The sequence below is a fragment of the Enterobacter sp. HNDS-6 genome (assembly GCF_039850505.1).
GTDB classification, from domain to species: Bacteria; Pseudomonadota; Gammaproteobacteria; order Enterobacterales; family Enterobacteriaceae; genus Enterobacter; species Enterobacter kobei.
Genome location: NZ_CP156673.1, coordinates 1,439,817 through 1,460,172 on the forward strand (window position 1 = coordinate 1,439,817; position 20,356 = coordinate 1,460,172).

Annotated in this window: 16 protein-coding genes; 6 read left to right on the top strand and 10 right to left on the bottom strand. The window is 53.3% G+C overall.

The genetic code is table 11. The features are described 5' to 3' along the window. The first annotated feature begins 122 nt into the window (after positions 1–122). Positions 123–4,583 (top strand): glutamate synthase large subunit, encoded by a 4,461-nt coding sequence (gene gltB / locus ABFI50_RS06700; protein ID WP_248082333.1) that lies wholly within the window; start codon positions 123–125, stop codon positions 4,581–4,583. Positions 4,584–4,592: 9 nt separating this feature from the next. After that, positions 4,593–6,011, top strand: coding sequence for a glutamate synthase subunit GltD (gltD, locus tag ABFI50_RS06705; protein WP_045134760.1), 1,419 nt, complete (start codon positions 4,593–4,595; stop codon positions 6,009–6,011). Between the two features lie 114 nt (positions 6,012–6,125). Here the strand turns inward: gltD and ABFI50_RS06710 are convergent, their stop codons facing one another. The 9 genes from ABFI50_RS06710 to zapE all read right to left on the bottom strand — a co-directional run bounded on the left by ABFI50_RS06710 (position 6,126) and on the right by zapE (position 14,808). Then, on the bottom strand, positions 6,126–6,686 hold the full coding sequence (locus ABFI50_RS06710) for a hypothetical protein (protein ID WP_032635417.1): 561 nt from the start codon (positions 6,684–6,686) through the stop codon (positions 6,126–6,128). Beyond that, the gene (locus ABFI50_RS06715) at positions 6,683–9,103 is read right to left on the bottom strand and encodes a fimbrial biogenesis usher protein (protein WP_063434158.1); all 2,421 of its coding nucleotides are present in this window, start codon (positions 9,101–9,103) and stop codon (positions 6,683–6,685) included. The genes ABFI50_RS06710 and ABFI50_RS06715 overlap by 4 nt, the downstream gene beginning before the upstream one ends. A gap of 4 nt (positions 9,104–9,107) precedes the next feature. Beyond that, on the bottom strand, positions 9,108–9,812 hold the full coding sequence (locus ABFI50_RS06720; protein WP_014885415.1) for a fimbria/pilus chaperone family protein: 705 nt from the start codon (positions 9,810–9,812) through the stop codon (positions 9,108–9,110). Between the two features lie 120 nt (positions 9,813–9,932). Further along, positions 9,933–10,616 (bottom strand): DUF1120 domain-containing protein, encoded by a 684-nt coding sequence (locus ABFI50_RS06725; protein ID WP_023337863.1) that lies wholly within the window; start codon positions 10,614–10,616, stop codon positions 9,933–9,935. Positions 10,617–11,069: 453 nt separating this feature from the next. Beyond that, entirely contained in the window at positions 11,070–11,564 is a 495-nt protein-coding gene (sspB, locus tag ABFI50_RS06730) for a ClpXP protease specificity-enhancing factor (protein WP_014885417.1), read from the bottom strand. 5 nt (positions 11,565–11,569) lie between these two features. After that, positions 11,570–12,208: a stringent starvation protein SspA gene (gene sspA, locus ABFI50_RS06735; RefSeq protein ID WP_014885418.1), complete on the bottom strand. Its 639-nt coding sequence runs from the start codon at positions 12,206–12,208 to the stop codon at positions 11,570–11,572. Positions 12,209–12,516: 308 nt separating this feature from the next. Continuing rightward, positions 12,517–12,909 carry a 30S ribosomal protein S9 gene (rpsI, locus tag ABFI50_RS06740; protein ID WP_003860436.1) on the bottom strand — a complete coding sequence of 131 codons (393 nt, stop codon included), beginning with the start codon at positions 12,907–12,909 and terminating at the stop codon, positions 12,517–12,519. Between the two features lie 15 nt (positions 12,910–12,924). After that, positions 12,925–13,353, bottom strand: coding sequence for a 50S ribosomal protein L13 (gene rplM, locus ABFI50_RS06745; RefSeq protein ID WP_003860434.1), 429 nt, complete (start codon positions 13,351–13,353; stop codon positions 12,925–12,927). Positions 13,354–13,683: 330 nt separating this feature from the next. After that, a complete protein-coding gene (zapE, locus tag ABFI50_RS06750) occupies positions 13,684–14,808 on the bottom strand; it encodes a cell division protein ZapE (protein ID WP_347485676.1) in 1,125 nt (374 codons plus the stop codon). 189 nt (positions 14,809–14,997) lie between these two features. Here zapE and zapG point away from each other — a divergent pair, with 189 nt between their 5' ends. The 3 genes from zapG (at position 14,998) to degS (ending at position 18,094) form a co-directional block, all read left to right on the top strand. Next, positions 14,998–15,396 carry a Z-ring associated protein ZapG gene (zapG, locus tag ABFI50_RS06755; protein ID WP_010436126.1) on the top strand — a complete coding sequence of 133 codons (399 nt, stop codon included), beginning with the start codon at positions 14,998–15,000 and terminating at the stop codon, positions 15,394–15,396. Positions 15,397–15,566: 170 nt separating this feature from the next. Continuing rightward, positions 15,567–16,934, top strand: coding sequence for a serine endoprotease DegQ (degQ, locus tag ABFI50_RS06760; protein ID WP_023331415.1), 1,368 nt, complete (start codon positions 15,567–15,569; stop codon positions 16,932–16,934). Positions 16,935–17,026: 92 nt separating this feature from the next. Continuing rightward, on the top strand, positions 17,027–18,094 hold the full coding sequence (gene degS / locus ABFI50_RS06765) for an outer membrane-stress sensor serine endopeptidase DegS (protein WP_014885421.1): 1,068 nt from the start codon (positions 17,027–17,029) through the stop codon (positions 18,092–18,094). Positions 18,095–18,185: 91 nt separating this feature from the next. On the opposite strand, the gene mdh is transcribed toward degS, so the two are convergent. Further along, on the bottom strand, positions 18,186–19,124 hold the full coding sequence (gene mdh, locus ABFI50_RS06770; RefSeq protein WP_014885422.1) for a malate dehydrogenase: 939 nt from the start codon (positions 19,122–19,124) through the stop codon (positions 18,186–18,188). A gap of 397 nt (positions 19,125–19,521) precedes the next feature. On the opposite strand from mdh, the gene argR reads away from it, so the two are divergent. Then, positions 19,522–19,992, top strand: coding sequence for a transcriptional regulator ArgR (argR, locus tag ABFI50_RS06775; protein ID WP_008502836.1), 471 nt, complete (start codon positions 19,522–19,524; stop codon positions 19,990–19,992). The last annotated feature ends 364 nt before the right edge of the window (positions 19,993–20,356 follow it).

Sequence of the window (20,356 nt, forward strand, 5' to 3'; positions counted from 1 at the left end):
AAAAGAGGGCGAATGCGAGGTACGCGTATGAAGCGCAAACCCCGTCGCCATGCTCTTTCTGCGCCTGTGCGCCACGGTAAAGTTCAGAGAGAAGCCCGACGAGCCTGGGGAGGTTCACTGATATGTTGTACGATAAATCCCTTGAGAAGGATAACTGTGGTTTCGGCCTGATCGCCCACATAGAAGGCGAACCTAGCCACAAGGTAGTGCGTACCGCTATTCACGCACTGGCCCGTATGCAGCACCGTGGCGCCATCCTTGCTGATGGTAAAACCGGCGACGGTTGTGGCCTGCTGCTGCAAAAACCGGATCGTTTCTTCCGTATCGTTGCGGAAGAGCGCGGCTGGCGTTTAGCCAAAAACTACGCTGTCGGTATGCTGTTCCTGAACCAGGATCCTGAAAAGGCTGCCGCTTCACGCCGCATCGTCGAAGAAGAACTTCAGCGTGAAACCCTGTCGATTGTCGGCTGGCGCGATGTGCCAACCAACGAAGGGGTGCTCGGTGAAATCGCCCTCTCCTCACTGCCTCGTATTGAGCAGATTTTTGTTAACGCGCCTGCGGGCTGGCGTCCGCGCGATATGGAACGCCGCCTGTTTATCGCCCGTCGCCGCATTGAAAAACGTCTCCAGGACGATAAAGAGTTCTACGTCTGTAGCCTCTCCAACCTGGTCAATATCTATAAAGGTCTGTGTATGCCGGCTGATCTGCCGCGCTTCTACCTGGACCTGGCGGACCTGCGTCTGGAGTCGGCCATTTGCCTGTTCCACCAGCGCTTCTCCACCAACACCGTTCCACGCTGGCCGCTGGCGCAGCCGTTCCGCTATCTGGCGCACAACGGCGAGATCAACACCATCACAGGTAACCGCCAGTGGGCTCGCGCCCGTACCTATAAGTTCCAGACGCCACTGATCCCTGACCTGCACGACGCTGCGCCGTTCGTGAATGAAACTGGCTCGGACTCAAGCTCCATGGACAACATGCTGGAGCTGCTGCTGGCGGGCGGGATGGACATCGTGCGCGCCATGCGTCTGCTGGTGCCACCGGCATGGCAGAACAACCCGGATATGGACCCTGAGCTGCGCGCCTTCTTCGACTTTAACTCCATGCACATGGAGCCGTGGGACGGCCCGGCGGGCATCGTTATGTCCGACGGTCGTTTTGCCGCCTGCAACCTGGACCGTAACGGTCTGCGTCCGGCGCGATACGTCATCACAAAAGACAAGCTCATCACCTGTGCCTCTGAAGTCGGTATCTGGGATTACCAGCCTGATGAAGTGGTCGAGAAAGGCCGCGTCGGTCCGGGCGAGCTGATGGTTATTGACACCCGCGGTGGGCGCATCCTGCACTCTGCCGAAACCGATCACGATCTGAAGAGCCGTCATCCATACAAAGAGTGGATGGAGAAGAACGTGCGTCGTCTGGTGCCGTTTGAAGATTTGTCGGACGAAGAAGTGGGCAGCCGCGAGCTGGACGACGATACGCTTGCGAGCTTCCAGAAACAGTTTAACTACAGCGCGGAAGAGCTGGACTCGGTTATCCGTGTGCTCGGCGAAAACGGCCAGGAAGCAGTCGGCTCCATGGGTGACGATACCCCATTTGCCGTGCTCTCCAGCCAGCCACGCATCATTTATGACTACTTCCGCCAGCAGTTCGCGCAGGTTACTAACCCGCCAATCGATCCGCTGCGTGAAGCCCACGTGATGTCCCTGGCCACCAGCATCGGTCGCGAGATGAACGTCTTCTGCGAAGCCGAAGGCCAGGCGCACCGTCTGACCTTTAAATCGCCGATCCTGCTGTACTCCGACTTCAAACAGCTCACCACCATGACCGAGGAGCACTACCGCGCCGACACGCTCGACATTACGTTTGACGTGAACGACGCGAGCCTCGAAGAGACGGTGAATGTGCTGTGTGACAAAGCCGAACAGATGGTGCGTAACGGTACCGTTCTGCTGGTGCTGTCTGACCGCAATATCGCGAAAAACCGTCTGCCGGTGCCTGCGCCAATGGCGGTGGGTGCTATCCAGACGCGTCTGGTGGATAAGAGCCTGCGCTGCGATGCCAACATCATTGTTGAAACCGCCAGCGCCCGCGACCCGCACCACTTTGCCGTGCTGTTAGGCTTTGGCGCGACGGCGATCTACCCGTACCTGGCCTACGAAACGCTGGCCCGTCTGGTGGATACCCGCGCGATCGACAAAGATTACCGTACTGTGATGCTGAACTACCGTAACGGCATCAACAAAGGCCTGTACAAGATCATGTCCAAAATGGGCATCTCGACCATTGCCTCTTATCGCTGTTCGAAGCTCTTTGAAGCGGTCGGCCTGCATGATGACGTGGCAAATCTCTGCTTCCAGGGCGTGGTTAGCCGTATCGGTGGAGCCGGTTTTACTGACTTCCAGCAGGATCTGGTGAACCTGTCCAAACGTGCCTGGCTGGCACGTAAGCCGCTGGATCAGGGCGGTCTGCTGAAATACGTTCACGGTGGTGAATATCACGCCTATAACCCGGACGTGGTGCGCACGCTGCAGCAGGCGGTGCAGAGCGGTGAATACAGCGATTATCAGCAGTATGCTGAGCTGGTGAACAACCGTCCGGCGGCGACGCTGCGCGATCTCATTGCCCTGAATCCGGGTGATGAAGCGGTCAGCATTGACGACGTTGAGCCTGCTTCCGAGCTGTTCAAACGCTTCGACACCGCGGCAATGTCCATCGGCGCCCTGAGCCCGGAAGCCCACGAGGCGCTGGCCGAAGCCATGAACAGCATCGGCGGTAATTCCAACTCCGGTGAAGGCGGTGAAGATCCGGCGCGTTACGGCACCAATAAAGTGTCCCGTATCAAGCAGGTAGCATCCGGTCGTTTTGGCGTGACGCCTGCGTACCTGGTCAACGCCGACGTGATTCAGATTAAAGTCGCTCAGGGTGCGAAACCGGGCGAAGGCGGTCAGCTGCCGGGGGATAAAGTTACCCCGTACATCGCCAAACTACGCTACTCGGTGCCGGGCGTGACGCTGATCTCCCCGCCACCGCACCACGATATCTACTCTATCGAGGACTTAGCGCAGCTGATTTTCGACCTGAAACAGGTCAACCCGAAAGCGATGATCTCCGTGAAGCTGGTTTCCGAACCGGGCGTGGGCACCATCGCCACCGGGGTGGCGAAAGCTTATGCGGATCTCATTACCATCGCCGGTTACGACGGTGGTACCGGTGCAAGCCCGCTCTCCTCCGTGAAATACGCGGGCTGTCCGTGGGAGCTGGGCCTGGTGGAAACCCAGCAGGCGCTGGTGGCGAACGGTCTGCGTCATAAGATCCGTCTTCAGGTGGACGGCGGCCTGAAAACTGGCCTCGACATCATCAAAGCCGCGATCCTCGGAGCGGAAAGCTTCGGCTTCGGTACAGGCCCAATGGTGGCGCTCGGCTGTAAATACCTGCGTATTTGCCACCTGAACAACTGTGCAACCGGTGTGGCAACCCAGGATGAGAAGCTGCGTAAGAACCACTATCACGGGCTGCCGTTCAAAGTGACCAACTACTTTGACTTCATCGCCCGGGAAACCCGCGAGCTGATGGCGCAGCTGGGCGTGAAGCGTCTGGTGGATCTGATTGGCCGTACCGACCTGCTGAAAGAGCTGGAAGGCTTCACGGCGAAGCAGCAGAAGCTGGAGCTCAGCAAGCTGCTGGAAACCGCGCAGCCACACCCAGGCAAAGCGGTGTACTGCACCGAGAACAACCCACCGTTTGACAATGGCGTGTTGAATGCGCAGCTGTTGCAGCAGGCGAAACCGTATGTGGACGAGAAGCAGAGCAAGACGTTCTGGTTTGATATCCGCAACACCGACCGTTCCGTGGGCGCGTCGCTCTCCGGTTATATCGCGCAAACGCACGGTGACCAGGGGCTGGCAGCGGATCCGATTACCGCGCACTTCAGCGGCACTGCGGGTCAGAGCTTCGGTGTGTGGAACGCAGGCGGCGTTGAGCTGTACCTGACCGGTGACGCCAACGACTACGTCGGTAAAGGCATGGCGGGTGGTCTGCTGGCAGTGCGCCCTCCGGTCGGCTCTGCCTTCCGCAGCCACGAAGCGAGCATCATCGGTAACACCTGTCTGTACGGCGCGACCGGCGGTCGTCTGTTCGCCGCGGGCCGTGCGGGTGAGCGTTTTGCGGTGCGTAACTCCGGTGCCATCACCGTGGTGGAAGGCATTGGCGATAACGGTTGTGAATACATGACGGGCGGGATTGTTTGCGTTCTGGGTAAAACCGGCGTGAACTTTGGCGCAGGCATGACGGGCGGTTTTGCCTACGTCCTGGATGAAGACGGTGAGTTCCGCAAACGCGTGAACCCGGAACTGGTGGAAGTGCTGGACGTTGATACGCTGGCTATCCATGAAGAACACCTGCGCGGTTTGATTACCGAACACGTGCAGCATACCGGTTCTTCGCGCGGCGAAGAGATCCTGGCGAACTGGCCGGCGTTCTCAGCGAAATTTGCGCTGGTTAAACCGAAGTCCAGCGATGTTAAAGCCCTGTTGGGTCACCGTAGTCGTAGCGCAGCAGAGCTGCGCGTGCAGGCGCAGTAAGGAATTCAGATGAGCCAGAACGTATACCAGTTTATCGACCTGCAGCGTGTTGATCCGCCAAAGAAACCGCTGAAGATCCGTAAAATTGAATTTGTTGAGATTTACGAGCCGTTTTCAGAAGGCCAGGCCAAAGCGCAGGCAGACCGCTGCCTGTCCTGCGGTAACCCTTATTGCGAATGGAAATGCCCGGTCCATAACTACATCCCGAACTGGCTGAAGCTGGCCAACGAAGGGCGTATTTTTGAAGCCGCCGAACTCTCTCACCAGACCAACACCCTGCCGGAAGTGTGCGGCCGTGTGTGTCCTCAGGACCGCCTGTGTGAAGGCTCCTGTACCCTGAACGACGAGTTTGGTGCGGTGACCATCGGTAACATTGAGCGCTACATCAATGATAAAGCGTTCGAGATGGGCTGGCGTCCGGATATGACCGGCGTGAAGCAAACCGATAAGCGCGTGGCGATCATCGGTGCGGGCCCGGCGGGCCTGGCCTGTGCGGACGTGCTGACCCGCAACGGCGTGAAGGCGGTGGTCTTTGACCGTCATCCGGAAATCGGTGGTCTGCTGACCTTTGGTATTCCGGCCTTCAAGCTGGAAAAAGAGGTCATGACCCGTCGCCGTGAAATCTTCACCGGCATGGGCATTGAGTTCAAACTGAATGTGGAAGTGGGCCGCGACGTGCAGCTCGACGATCTGCTGAAGGATTACGACGCGGTGTTCCTCGGCGTGGGCACCTATCAGTCCATGCGCGGCGGTCTGGAGAACGAAGACGCGCCGGGCGTGTTTGATGCCCTGCCGTTCCTGATTGCCAATACTAAGCAGATTATGGGCTACGGCGAAACCGCCGACGAACCGTTCGTCAGCATGGAAGGCAAACGCGTGGTGGTGCTGGGTGGCGGTGATACCGCGATGGACTGCGTGCGTACCTCTATTCGTCAGAATGCGGCGCACGTCATCTGCGCCTACCGCCGTGACGAAGAGAACATGCCGGGCTCTAAACGCGAAGTGAAAAACGCGCGTGAAGAGGGCGTGGAATTCCAGTTCAACATCCAGCCTCTGGGTATTGAAGTGAATGCTAACGGCAAAGTGAGCGGCGTGAAGATGGCGCGCACGGAGATGGGTGCGCCGGATGCGAAAGGCCGTCGTCGTGCAGAGATTGTCGCAGGCTCTGAGCATGTGATCCCGGCTGATGCCGTGGTGATGGCGTTCGGTTTCCGTCCTCACAGCATGGAGTGGCTGGCGAAGCACAGCGTTGAGCTTGACTCTCAGGGTCGTATTATCGCCCCTGAAGGCAGCGATAACGCTTTCCAGACCAGCAACCCAAAAATCTTCGCGGGTGGCGATATCGTTCGCGGTTCTGACCTGGTGGTGACAGCCATTGCCGAAGGGCGTAAAGCGGCCGACGGGATTATGAACTACCTGGAAGTGTAAGAAAAAAGCCGGACGGTATTTACCCTCCGGCTTTTTTTATGCGGTTTACAGCCATTGATTATCACCCTACCCCGCATGCAGCTCCGCTTTTAAGGAGTGCCGCGAAGAGAAGGGTTACTTCGTCAATAAACTCCAGGACAAATCACTTTCCAGCGTAGTTTGATCTGTCAGATGGCTGAACGCGCTATCGTTGAGAACCGGCGAGAGCGTTACGTTGAAACTCATCTGCTGGCCGGAAGGAACCTGGTTATTCTCAAGCGCAATCACCGCCTCGTTATTACGCAGGTAGAGAGGTGTCGGCGTACCGTTTTCAGGCGTAAAATTTAGCTGATCAACTGTTTTACCCACACTGTAACTTTTGCCATCGACGGTCATGTTGTCAATTTTGACCGCGACACCACCGGACTGCCCAAAAAGAAACCGCCCCTTATCTCCAGCTGTACCGCGCAGTAACACCGCCATCTGCTGAGTCTGAGGACAGAAAACGTTGACCGTGATGTCACGATCGGCCATTTTGTGCCAGTCCTGTTGCGTCGTTTCGATCGTATCCCGACGCATCTCGTGATAATCCACCACCGGCTGTGAGAGGCTGATCTGGCAGTCTTCAGCATGGGTTACCCCTGTCATACCGAGCATCAGCAAGGCAACTAAGCCCGATAAGTGTCGACTGTTCATCTGCAGACTCCGTTCACTTCTTCGTAGAAGGCATTTTCGTCACGCTTATCAGCCAGAGTGTAATCAATCTTACACAGTCGGTTATTGTTACCGTCTAGCGCGTAGAGGGCGCTCAGCTGATCGGCATCGTTAATAAAGACGTGGCCATCATCAACCGTGGTCACGATATAGTTACCTTTCTCATCAACAATCGAGATCCCTTTATTCAGGGGCTGACCGTTAGCCTGCTTTACGCTCAGCATGACGCGGCGGCTGTTGAGTACTTTGAAATCAATCTCGCTGACCGAAGCATGGCCTGCGGCGATATATTTCGTGCCGTTAGCAAGCGTCATACTCTGCGGCAGCTTGTTAGCATCAATTTCTATGCGGGAGTTATGCCATTCGTTGAGAGAAGGCACCACGGCCTGGCCCCATGGATCGGTCCAGACGGTGCCTTGCGGAGTGGAAATTTCAACGCCGCTCTTCTTCTCGCTCAGTCTGGCAATCGCGAAGGTATCCTGAATCGAATACGGCGAGAAAGTCACGCCCTCTTTATGCATGGCCACGCCACCCGACAATGTCGCACTGTAGTTCCGCTGATTATCACCACTGGTTCCGCCCCCCACGCTTAGCTGCGTATAGTGGAGGTTAGTGTTGATGTTGCCATTGAAGCTGTTGTCTTTGGTATCCTGATCGCGATCGGCTGAGATGTAATAGTGCGTATTGTCTCCCAGCGAGCCGCTGTTAGACACGCCATAGGTGGTGCTATCACCCTGTTTACGCATATAGGAACTGATCGACTGACTGCCACCGAGCGGGATGCTCACATTGACGTAGAACATCTCATTGTCCTGATCGTCATCGACATTACCGACCGCACTTTGCCAGTTCATGGACACTGACGCGTACGAAAAGGTCTTGCCCCAGGACAGCAGGAGATAACGTGAGTCATCCCTACCACCATTGGTCTGGTTGTAGTTGAACCCTGCGCTAAACACCCCCGCCAGAGGGGAGGAGAAACGAACGTTGCCAGAATAGGTATTGTCATATCCCTGATAATCGTCATCCATTGCGTCAGCCATTTCGCGGTACTCGCCGCTGTAATGCGTCGCACTGCCTGAAAGACCGACATACTCGTTCAGGATATAATCACTTTGCAGATCGGTTTTTACTCCGCTGCTGCTGTCACCAAAGCTTGCACTGCTGACTGCTGCGCCCGTTGAAAGAGTCCAGTCATCGTTTATCAGGAACTCTGTTCTGCCGCCTGCTGCCTGGTAGTTTTCCGCAGCTGCACCAGAAGCCAGGAGATTCATCCACGGTGAGATGCGCCAGCCGTCAGAAATGTTCATTACCAGCGGATCGCTATATTCGCTTTCGATGCTGCGCACCTGACCTACAGAAAGGGTCAGTCCCTGTGGGCGTGAAAGGTTGCGCGCCCTTACCTGAGACGCCGGGACAATAAACCGGTTAGTCGCACCATCGGACTCTACCACCGAGACGTCCAGATCCACATTGTTGCGAACCACGGGCACGTCATCCAGCGTGAAGGGGCCAGCAGGCACAAGGGTACTGAAGACCAACTGCCCGTTCTGGCGGACTTCTACACGTGCCTGGGAAGACTGGGCGATACCGGAAACACTCACGCCAGAGCTTGTTTTCGCCAGGCCGCTGGTCGGCATAAACTGCACGCCGGTAATCGGCACGCCGCTCAACACGTTAGACATGGCGTTGATTTCACCCACCTGCATCGTCATCTTCTGCGCGGCAAATACATGTTCTGCATAGGTGTAAATGCTTTCAGCATTTCGGCTACCGTTGTCATCCGTCAGGATATAACGGCTGCGCAGCGCCCAGTCCATCGTGTTGAATCCGGCTTCCAGGCTGGCCTGAGAGTAGCGGCTAGTGTCGTTGTCACCATAGTCGTTATGGGTACTGAACAATGAATAGTTCAGCAGCGCCGCCGTTCCGCCATGCTGAAAGTTTTTGATATCTCCCGACAGACTGTTCACCGCTTCAGCTGGCAGATAGAGTTCAACGGCTTCCTGGTTAGGCAAAGCGTTGATGATGGCTTTAGGATAGTTATCACGAATATCGTGACACGCCTCATCGGACTTTATTGGCACAGGCATCAGCCCGGCAAACTCCATGAGATCGTTGTCAAAGCAAAGCACGCCATCTTTGTTGAAACGAACTGCAGCCATTCCTCGCTCTTTCCCATTGACCTTCACCGAAACGGAGTGGGTTCCGGGTAAAAATCGCGGTGCTTCAGCGAAGTAATGGTTGAGATCTTTATTCAACCCCAGCGTTTGCATAATCCCCGTATCGAAGGTGACTTCCCTCGCCAGGACGGATGTCGAATCAAGTAATACCAGAGGTAATGTGCCGCAAAGAATGGCGCGGACACAAAATGCAAGGCGGCTTTGTTTAATCACCGTCATATCCCTATTTATTTAATTCCGATGTAAAGCTCGGTACCTCAACGCCATAGCGGCTGGCCGGGAAAAACTTAACGCTGCTGTCACCGCTGACTTTCTTTTTCATATCAGCCGTTAGCGTTTCGCCAGGAAGAATGTAGGTTTTGGACAGAGTGGCACTCACACCTGAAGGCAGCAGCATTACGTTCTGCCCAAGACGGACCACATATTTGCTAGGGTTTTTCACGGTGACAGACGCGCCGTTTGAAGACCACTTAAGGAACTTCCAGGCATCAGTAACCACTCCCAGAGATGCCGGACGAATAAGCACGGGGATATCCTGGCGAATGTTTATACCGATCTTGATTTTTTTATCATCGTTTTTAGGTGGAATACCGTCGAACGTGACGCGTTTATAATGCTCAACGTCCAACGGTTGTTTATTCTGAAGAATAAAGCGCAACTGCTGCGTCTGACCTGGCTCAAGACGTACCACTGGCTGCGTCGCAATAAGCTTAAGACCGGTATCATCCGGCAGATCAACGACATTTGTATATAAAAGTGAAGGGTGCGAGTCGGTATTCTTGACGTTTATCGTTCCACTGTGCGTCGCTTCATCAATGATTAACAGACTGGTTTCAGGCACCATGCCTTCTGCATGTACAGCAACACTGGCAGACAATAATGTGGCAGTAATAAGTGTATTAATTAAAGTGGATTTTAAACCTTGCATAATAATATCTCCTTGAAAGCAACAACAGAACAGTCCATGTTTATCGCGCCGTTAAAAAGAGAGTAAATGCAGCGCATTTACTCTCCGGTAATTAAATAACATTTACTCGATTAAAAAGTCTTACAGATAACGCAGACTGATTGTTACCTGACCGTCAAGCTGGGTGTCATCAGTGATCGCCAGCGTGGTGGTATCCTGGATCGCCAGGGAGGTTACCAGTGGGAAGGTTGCAGTTTCGAACGCCAGAGGAGCCAAAGAGCCAACAGTCGCAACGGTGAAATCACGATAGTTGTCGCCCTGAGTAGAACCGTTGCTGCTCTTAGTCCATACACCTGCAGAGCCCTGCTGGTAAATTGGATCAACAGTAGCGCCATCAGCCACTACGCTGTCAGTTTTAACAAACATTGAATAAGAACCGATGCTTACTGGTGTTGCACCTGCAGTTTTACCGACACCATAAAGCTGGCTTTCAGAAGTCTGAGAATCCCCACCAAACATGCCATTCTCAACTTCGAGTTTCGCGTTTGAATCTTTGCGATCGTCAACCATGTTCCAGGAGACTTTCGTTGCCGCGGTGCAATTAATGGTCAGGTCGATATTTTTCTGACCCAGCTGGTTAACCGCTGTAGCACTCAAATTGCCCAGATTAATTGTACCGTAGTCAACGGTACCACCATTACTTAATGTTGGCGTACATGCTGCATTTGTCAGCGTACCCTTAACCTTCAGAACAGCGGTAGGGTTAGCAGCAAATGCTGATGTTACACACAGAGAAAGGGCGGTAGCGAGTAATACTTTTTTCACTTGTTAATCCTTAACATACGAGAAATTGCAATATTAAATCACGTAATGGTAAATGCCTTTACCGATTACTGATTGTAGTCATGCTTGTCAGCATGCGCCCATAATATTATTTTTATAAATACATGCAATTTAGCAAAATTAATTTTGATATTAAGAATATCAAAAAAATGATTAATTCCTTAATTTATTAAGGAATTACTCGTTTAAAAAGGAGATTAACATCAAAAAAATAATATTACCCAAAATTTACCTTTACTTTTATCACTGTTTTGATATTGGCTTAAATCACAATAATTCACAGGAATTATAAATCCATTTAATTATTAACCAAGTGATGAAGAATCAAGAGGTATAAACAATGCTTGTTTATACCTATCGTCACGATTATTTGAAATAAGAATAAAAAAAAGCCAGTGATATCACTGGCTTTTAATAAACAGGCCGCAAGCGGATTTATTTCACTACGCGTAGTGCTGGACGACCACCGCGCGGCGGCGGTGTGTCATCAGGATCGTCGTCGTCGTGATGGTCGGGCTTATCGCCGTCGATCACCGACATGACCGTTTCACCTTCAGCGCCAGCTTCTTCATCGTCATTGACGTGAATTGCGTCTTCGTCATACGCCGCTTCCGGCTCAAACATGGTGCCTGCACCGTTTTCACGCGCATAAATCGCCAGCACCGCAGCCAGCGGCACAGAAACCTGACGCGGTACACCGCCGAAACGCGCGTTAAAGCGCACTTCGTCGTTGGCCAGTTCGAGGTTACCCACCGCGCGTGGCGCGATGTTCAGTACGATTTGTCCGTCGCGTGCATATTCCATTGGAACCAGCACGCCCGGCAACGTCACATCCACAACCAGGTGCGGCGTGAGCTGGTTATCCAGCAGCCATTCATAGAAGGCGCGCAGCAGATACGGACGGCGTGGGGTCAGTTGTGACATTTCCACAGTCATTAGCCTCGGCCGAGACGCATTTCACGTTCCGGTTCAGTTAAAGATGCCAGGAAAGAGTCGCGCTCAAATACGCGGGTCATATAGCCCTTCAGCTCTTTCGCGCCAGGACCGCTGAACTCTACGCCCAGGGTTGGCAGACGCCACAGCAGCGGCGCCAGGTAGCAATCCACCAGGCTGAACTCATCGCTCAGGAAGAAGGGTTTTTGGCCAAACACAGGGGCAATGGCGAGCAGCTCTTCACGCAGTTGCTTACGCGCTGCATCGGCTTCAGAAGCAGAACCGCTGGTGATGACGTTCATCAGCGAGTACCAGTCTTTTTCGATACGCTGCATGTACAGGCGGCTTTCACCACGCGCAACAGGGTAAACAGGCATCAGCGGCGGATGCGGGAAACGCTCATCCAGGTATTCCATAATGATACGGGATTCCCACAGGGTCAGCTCGCGATCCACCAGCGTCGGTACGCTTTGGCTCGGGTTGAGATCGATCAGATCCTGAGGCGGGTTATCCTTTTCCACATGCTCGATCTCAAAACTGACACCTTTCTCGGCCAGCACGATACGAACCTGATGGCTATAAATGTCAGTAGGACCAGAAAACAGCGTCATTACCGAACGTTTGTTGGCAGCGACAGCCATGAAAACCTCCAGGTATATTCAGAATTTTTACTGCTACCGGCCCAACAGGGGCCAGCCAGATGTTGTATCGCCCATCCCAGAGAAGACACATTGTTCAGGAATCGAACAAAAATCGAGTATTCACCGACATTTGGGCAGAAAATTGGATGATAGTTTACCAGATTTTGATGGCTTTGTGGTGAGGGGATTCTGGAAAAGAGGAAAAAGAGAAGATATATGCATGGATATTGTGGATAACCTGCGCATTATCCATAAAAAAACCCGCCGAAGCGGGTTTTTCGCCAATCGTTCTGCGTAAGCAGAATGGATTAACGTTTGGAGAACTGTGGACGACGACGTGCTTTACGCAGACCCACTTTCTTACGTTCAACCTGACGAGCGTCACGAGTAACGAAGCCAGCTTTACGCAGTTCAGAACGCAGGGATTCGTCGTACTCCATCAGAGCGCGGGTGATACCGTGACGGATCGCACCTGCCTGACCGGAGATACCACCACCTTTAACGGTGATGTACAGATCCAGTTTTTCTACCATGTCAACCAGTTCCAGCGGCTGGCGAACTACCATGCGGGCAGTTTCGCGACCGAAGTATTGTTCCAGAGAACGCTGGTTGATTACGATTTTACCACTGCCCGGTTTGATGAAAACGCGAGCTGCGGAACTTTTGCGGCGACCAGTGCCGTAGTATTGATTTTCAGCCATTGCCTATAATCCCGATTAGATGTCAAGAACTTGCGGTTGCTGTGCCGCGTGGTTGTGCTCGTTGCCTGCGTAAACTTTCAGTTTACGGAACATAGCACGACCCAGCGGGCCTTTTGGCAGCATGCCTTTAACCGCGATTTCAATCACACGCTCAGGACGGCGAGCAATCATCTCTTCAAAGGTCGCTTCTTTGATACCACCGATGTGGCCGGTGTGGTGGTAGTACATTTTGTCAGTACGCTTGTTGCCGGTTACAGCAACTTTATCAGCGTTCAGAACGATGATGTAATCACCGGTATCAACGTGCGGAGTGTATTCCGCTTTATGCTTACCGCGCAGGCGACGAGCCAGTTCAGTAGCCAGACGGCCCAGAGTTTTACCGGTCGCGTCAACAACATACCAGTCGCGCTGTACGGTTTCTGGTTTAGCTGTAAAAGTTTTCATTAAAAGCTTACCCAAATAATAAGTTACACGTTGGTGAACACCCAAACGTTTAGTCAGTTGAGGTTCACACGACAAAGTCCGGCAAACCTACCCCTTCGAATAGCACATGCCGACACATAGAAAGTTTCGGGAAAAAAACCTTCTCGTAACGTGGGGTCGCAAGATTATAGAGAAGTTGAGGTCAAAGATCGACCCTTAAATGTGATTTGGAATGGGTTTTTCGGGGTTAAGTATTGTGCGGTCTGGTGCCCTCACCCCCGGCCCCTCTCCCACAGGGAGAGGGGAGCATTTACCTCACCCCCAGCCCCTCTCCACGGGAGAGGGTGGCATTTATGGCATATGCTCCCGCTTCAGGTATTCCTCGCTCTGCATCTCCTGCAGGCGCGACAGGCAGCGCTGGAACTCAAACTTAAGCCGCTCGCCCTGGTAGATCTCATATAAAGGTACCTCGGCGCTGACCACCAGCTTAACGTGGCGCTCATAAAACTCGTCCACCAGGGCAATGAAGCGTCGCGCTTCACTTTCCTTCAGTTTCGTCATCACCGGCACATCCAGTACCATCACGGTGTGGAAGAGACGCGAAAGCGCAATGTAGTCGTGCTGACTACGGGCATCCACGCAGAGCGTCGTAAAGGAGACCGCCAGCGTTTGGTTTTCGACGCCGAGCGTTGGCAACGGGCGATGGTTTATCTCCAGCGTCGGTGCATGTTCACGTTTTGTGCCCGCCAGCGCCAGCCACAGTTTATCCATCTCGCGGGTAGTCTCCGCATTGAGCGGCGAAAGCCACAAATGGGCCTGGGTCAGCGTGCGTAACCGGTAATCCACCCCGGCATCCACGTTCATGATGTCGCAGTGTTGCTTAATAGCATCAATAGCGGGCAAGAAGCGCGCCCGTTGCAGGCCGTTGCGATAGAGCTCGTCCGGCGGAATATTCGAAGTCGCCACCAGCGTGATCCCTCGGGCGAACAGGGCTTTCATCAGGCCGCCTAGCAGCATGGCGTCGGTGATGTCAGACACAAAAAACTCATCGAAGCAGAGCACGTCTGTTTCCGCCTTGAATCTGTCGGCCACAATCTCCAGCGGATCGCTTTTGCCCTGCAGCGCGGTCAGTTCCTCATGCACCCGCAGCATAAAACGGTGAAAGTGAAGACGCTGCTTACGTGCGCCAGGCAGGCTGAGATAGAACAGGTCCATCAGCCAGGTTTTTCCGCGCCCGACCCCGCCCCACATATATAAACCACGCACCGGAGCCTGAGTCTGTGGCGTTTTTTTACCGAGCAATCGTCCAAATGCCGCTTTTAGCCCACTGCTCTGATCAACGTCAGCGGGTTTTGCCGTGAGTTCCTGATAAATCATCTCCAGGCGGTTTACCGCCTCACGTTGAACATCATCTGGTTGGTGCGTGCCCTCGTTAAGGGCCTGTTGATATCGCGACGCAGGGGACAGGTTTTGCATAATCTTATTGTTATTCCTTCAATTAACGCTCACCAGCAGGCGTGACTGATGAAAAAAAGGCCGTTCTACACTACGCGATGATACGTCAGGATTCCACTTCTGCGGAAATAGCGGTTATAGTGGCATTATCAGGCACAGGCAGGAGCCGAGCCAACACCCTACGGAACAACAAGACAACGGGAGAAGTTCATGACCTGGGAATATGCGCTAATCGGTTTAGTCGTCGGCATCGTGATCGGTGCTGTGGCCATGCGTTTCGGTAACCGCAAATTGCGTCAGCAGCAGTCACTGCAGTACGAACTGGAAAAGAACAAAGCAGAGCTGGAAGAGTATCGCGAAGAGCTGGTTAGCCACTTTGCCCGTAGCGCTGAGCTGCTGGACAATATGGCAACCGACTACCGTCAGCTGTATCAGCATATGGCGAAGAGCTCCAGCAGCCTGCTGCCGGAAATGACCGCGGAAACGAACCCGTTCCGCAACCGTCTGGCAGACTCGGAGGCCGGTAACGATCAGGCTCCGGTTCAGATGCCTCGTGACTATTCTGACGGCGCATCCGGTCTGCTACGCGGTGGCGCAAAACGCGATTAATCGCACAACCTGAATATATTTTACGGGCGCATCCCTTGCGCCCGTCCTTTCTTCCCGTCCCCAGCTATTATTTAGTCAAACGCCTCATTGTTCAGCGGTAGAAAATTCAATAACATCATCATGATTTTGGGCCGTTCTTCTTTCATTCCAGGATACGAGAGTCAGCATCAATGAAGAAAAAAAACCAGCTGTTGAGCGCTTTAGCGTTAAGTGTCGGGTTATCCCTCTCGGCGTCCTTCCCTGCCAGTGCGGCGTTGCCCTCACAGGTACCGGGACAAGCAGCCATTCCAAGCCTCGCGCCGATGCTGGAAAAAGTGTTGCCTGCGGTTGTCAGCGTGCAGGTTGAAGGCACAGCAGTACAAAGCCAGCGCGTACCGGAAGAACTGAAAAAATATTTTGGTGATGAGGGCCCTGACCAGCAGGCACAACCCTTTGAAGGTCTGGGTTCCGGCGTCATTATTGATGCGGCCAAAGGCTATATCCTGACCAACAATCATGTCATCAGCCAGGCCGATAAAATCAGCGTACAGCTGAACGATGGTCGCGAATTTGACGCCAAACTGATTGGCGGCGATGACCAGAGTGACATCGCACTGCTGCAGGTACAAAACCCGAGCAACCTGACCCAGATTGCCATTGCGGATTCCGACAAACTCCGCGTCGGTGATTTTGCCGTTGCCGTGGGCAACCCCTTTGGTTTAGGACAAACCGCCACCTCCGGCATTATCTCTGCGCTGGGACGTAGCGGCCTGAATCTGGAAGGTCTGGAAAACTTTATCCAGACCGATGCCTCGATCAACCGCGGGAACTCCGGCGGGGCGTTGCTCAACCTTAACGGTGAGCTGATTGGGATTAACACAGCGATACTGGCGCCGGGCGGCGGCAGTATCGGGATCGGCTTTGCTATCCCGAGCAATATGGCCAAAACGCTGGCACAGCAGCTTATCCAGTTTGGCGAAGTCAAACGCGGGCTGTTGGGTATCAAAGGCATGGAGATGAGTGCGGATATTGCGAAGGCGTTCAATATTAACGTGCAGCGTGGTGCTTTTGTCAGCGAAGTGCTGCCAAACTCCGGCTCGGCAAAAGCAGGCATCAAATCAGGCGATGTAATCGTCAGCCTCAACGATAAGCCGCTGAGCAGCTTTGCTGAATTGCGCTCGCGTATTGCCACGACTGAGCCCGGTGCGAAGGTGAAACTCGGTCTGATCCGTGACGGTAAGCCGTTGAACGTCGAAGTGACACTGGATAAGAGTACCTCGTCATCGGCCAGCGCGGAGCTTATCGCCCCTGCGCTGCAAGGGGCGACGTTGAGCGACGGACAACTGAAAGACGGTACGAAAGGCATTCGCATCGACACCGTTGAGAAGAGCAGCCCTGCCGCGCAGGCCGGATTGCATCAGGAAGACGTCATCATTGGCGTAAACCGTAATCGCGTGCAATCCATCGCTGAACTTCGCAAAGTGCTGGAGAGCAAGCCGGCGGTCATTGCCCTGCAGGTTATGCGCGGCAATGAGTCCATCTACATTCTGTTGCGCTAAGCATTTGCTATCCCGGACATCACCGCTGCGTGTGATGTCCGGATAACTCATGTTATGCTGCAAATCGTTCCTTTTATCACGACACGCGCATCATGCTTTCAAAGCTCTTACGTTCCATTGTTATCGGTTTGATTGTCGCTGGCCTGCTGCTGCTGGCGATGCCGTCTTTGCGTCAGTTCAATAAACTGTCCGCTCCCCAGTTCGACAGCGCGGATGAAACGCCAGCAACCTATAACACGGCCGTTCGCCGTGCCGCCCCTGCCGTGGTTAACGTTTATAACCGCGGCCTCAATAGCTCGGCCCATAACCAGCTTGAGATCCGCACGCTGGGCTCCGGGGTGATTATGGACGAGCGCGGCTACATTATTACCAACAAACATGTGATCAACGATGCCGACCAAATCATCGTTGCCCTGCAGGATGGCCGCGTGTTTGAAGCATTGCTGGTGGGTTCTGACAGCCTGACCGACCTTGCCGTGCTCAAAATCAATGCCACCGGGGGTTTGCCGGTCATTCCGATTAACCGCAAACGCACGCCACACATTGGCGATGTGGTCCTGGCTATCGGTAACCCTTACAACCTCGGCCAGACGATCACGCAGGGGATTATCAGCGCAACCGGTCGAATTGGCCTTAACCCGTCAGGGCGGCAGAATTTCCTGCAAACCGATGCGTCAATCAACCACGGTAACTCGGGTGGCGCGCTGGTTAACTCGCTGGGCGAACTGATGGGCATCAATACCCTCTCGTTCGATAAGAGCAACGACGGCGAGACGCCGGAGGGGATCGGCTTTGCTATTCCCTTCCAGCTGGCGACCAAGATTATGGATAAGCTGATTCGCGACGGGCGCGTCATCCGCGGCTATATCGGCATTGGCGGGCGCGAAATTGCACCGATGCATACCCAGGGCGGCGGTATCGATCAGATTCAGGGCATTGTGGTCAACGAGGTATCGCCTGGCGGTCCGGCGGCTAACGCGGGGATTCAGGTGAATGATGTCATTGTCTCGGTTAACGGCACACCGGCCGTCTCTGCCCTGGAGACGATGGACCAGGTGGCAGAAATTCGTCCGGGTTCGATCATCCCTGTTGAAGTCATGCGTAACGATAAAAAACTGACGCTGCATGTGACGGTTCAGGAATATCCGGCAACAAACTGACAGCCATAAAAAAACCGAAGCCAGTCAGTGCTTCGGTTTTTTTTTGCCGGGTGGCGCTAACGCTTACCCGGCCTACGGCAGTTGGCTCGTTTTACTTATTAACGAACTCTTCGCCCAGCGTGATATCTTTCTTCAGCGTATCCAGCATGCCTTCCATCGCGTTTTGCTCAAACGCGCTCAGCGTACCGATAGACTTACGTTCTTCAATACCATTTTTACCCAGCAGCAGCGGCTGAGAGAAGAAGCGGGCATGTTCGCCATCGCCTTCAACGTAAGCGCATTCAACAACGCCTTTTTCGCCCTGCAGAGCGCGAACCAGTGACAGACCGAAACGTGCCGCCGCCTGGCCCATAGACAGCGTTGCAGAACCGCCACCCGCCTTCGCTTCCACCACTTCGGTGCCCGCGTTCTGAATACGTTTGGTCAGGTCAGCCACTTCCTGCTCGGTAAAGCTCACGCCTGGGATCTGCGACAGCAGAGGCAGAATGGTGACACCAGAGTGACCGCCAATGACAGGCACTTCCACTTCTGTTGGCTGTTTGCCTTTCAGCTCAGCAACAAAGGTGTTGGAACGGATGATATCCAGCGTGGTCACGCCGAACAGTTTGTTTTTATCGTAAACACCTGCTTTCTTCAGCACTTCTGCCGCGATAGCGACGGTGGTGTTCACTGGGTTAGTGATGATGCCGATGCACGCTTTCGGGCAGACTTCAGCGATCTGCTGCACCAGGTTTTTCACGATGCCCGCGTTGACGTTGAACAGGTCTGAACGATCCATGCCTGGCTTACGCGCTACGCCTGCAGAAATCAGCACCACGTCAGCACCCTGCAGTGCAGGACGTGCATCTTCACCGGAGAAGCCTTTGATTTTTACAGCTGTCGGGATGTGGCTTAGGTCAACCGCCACACCTGGGGTTACCGGAGCAATATCGTACAGGGAGAGTTCTGAGCCTGAAGGCAGTTGGGTTTTCAGTAGTAGGGCAAGCGCCTGGCCGATACCACCAGCAGCGCCGAGGACTGCGACTTTCATCCTAAACTCCTTATTATGGTTAACTTAAGTATCTGTAAATCCGTTGCCGCGACCTTAATTCAGCAAGTCTTTAATTACAATTTTCGAAGCTAAAGAATTTGAGGTCACGCGTCTTTATCTCCCATCAGAAGGCTATCTGACGACAGAAGGCAACGCATTAAGAGGGGGTTACAATACACCCTGCCCCGCCACCAAAACAACATCATTTTGATAACATTTAATTTACTTTTAAGCTTATTTGCGTGGCGTGACCCAGGCATGTTTTCTGATAACGAAATCTGATAAAATCACTCCCTTTCATAACATTATTTCAGCCTTGCGCTGAGTAGATAATTTGCATAAAAATTCATCCACATGCATAATAATGTTGTTTCTTTCGTCATATTCCGGGTGACTTATGCGAAGCTCGTCTAAGCAAGAAGAATTAGTAAAGGCGTTTAAAGCGCTACTCAAAGAAGAGAAATTCAGTTCTCAGGGAGAAATTGTTCAGGCGCTGCAGGAACAAGGTTTCGATAACATCAATCAGTCGAAAGTCTCCCGCATGTTAACTAAGTTTGGCGCGGTACGTACCCGTAACGCGAAGATGGAGATGGTCTATTGCCTGCCGGCTGAACTTGGCGTGCCGACCACTTCCAGCCCCCTCAAAAATCTGGTTCTGGATATCGACTATAACGACGCCGTGGTGGTGATCCACACAAGCCCTGGTGCCGCACAGCTGATTGCCCGCATGCTGGACTCGTTAGGTAAAACGGAGGGCATCCTGGGTACCATCGCAGGCGACGACACCATTTTTACCACCCCGGCCAGCGGTTTCTCCGTAAAAGATCTCCACGAAGCGATTCTGGTTCTGTTCGAACAGGAACTGTAATCCACTCTCCCCGTAGCGCTGCTACGGGGAACATCCTGCTCCAGCCTCCTTTTCCCCTGCATTCCACTGCCTCTGGTTTTAACAAATAGTGCTTTTTACCGCCTATTAACATTCATCTGGTGAATGATAAATCAAAAAATCGCACAAAAAATCAAAAGCAGGTATCCATATGATTTTCTTAGATTTAACCACACATAAAGCTCAAAAATCACTCAATATTATGCATTTTGGTTATAAAAAACGGTGTATTTAACACGTAATAACACAGGAAACCATTAGTCTGGTATTAATTTTTGCCGTTATTAGTGTATACTTGATTTTGTGATGAGGGTCACGAAACAAGACCCCACTAAAAAATTCGACG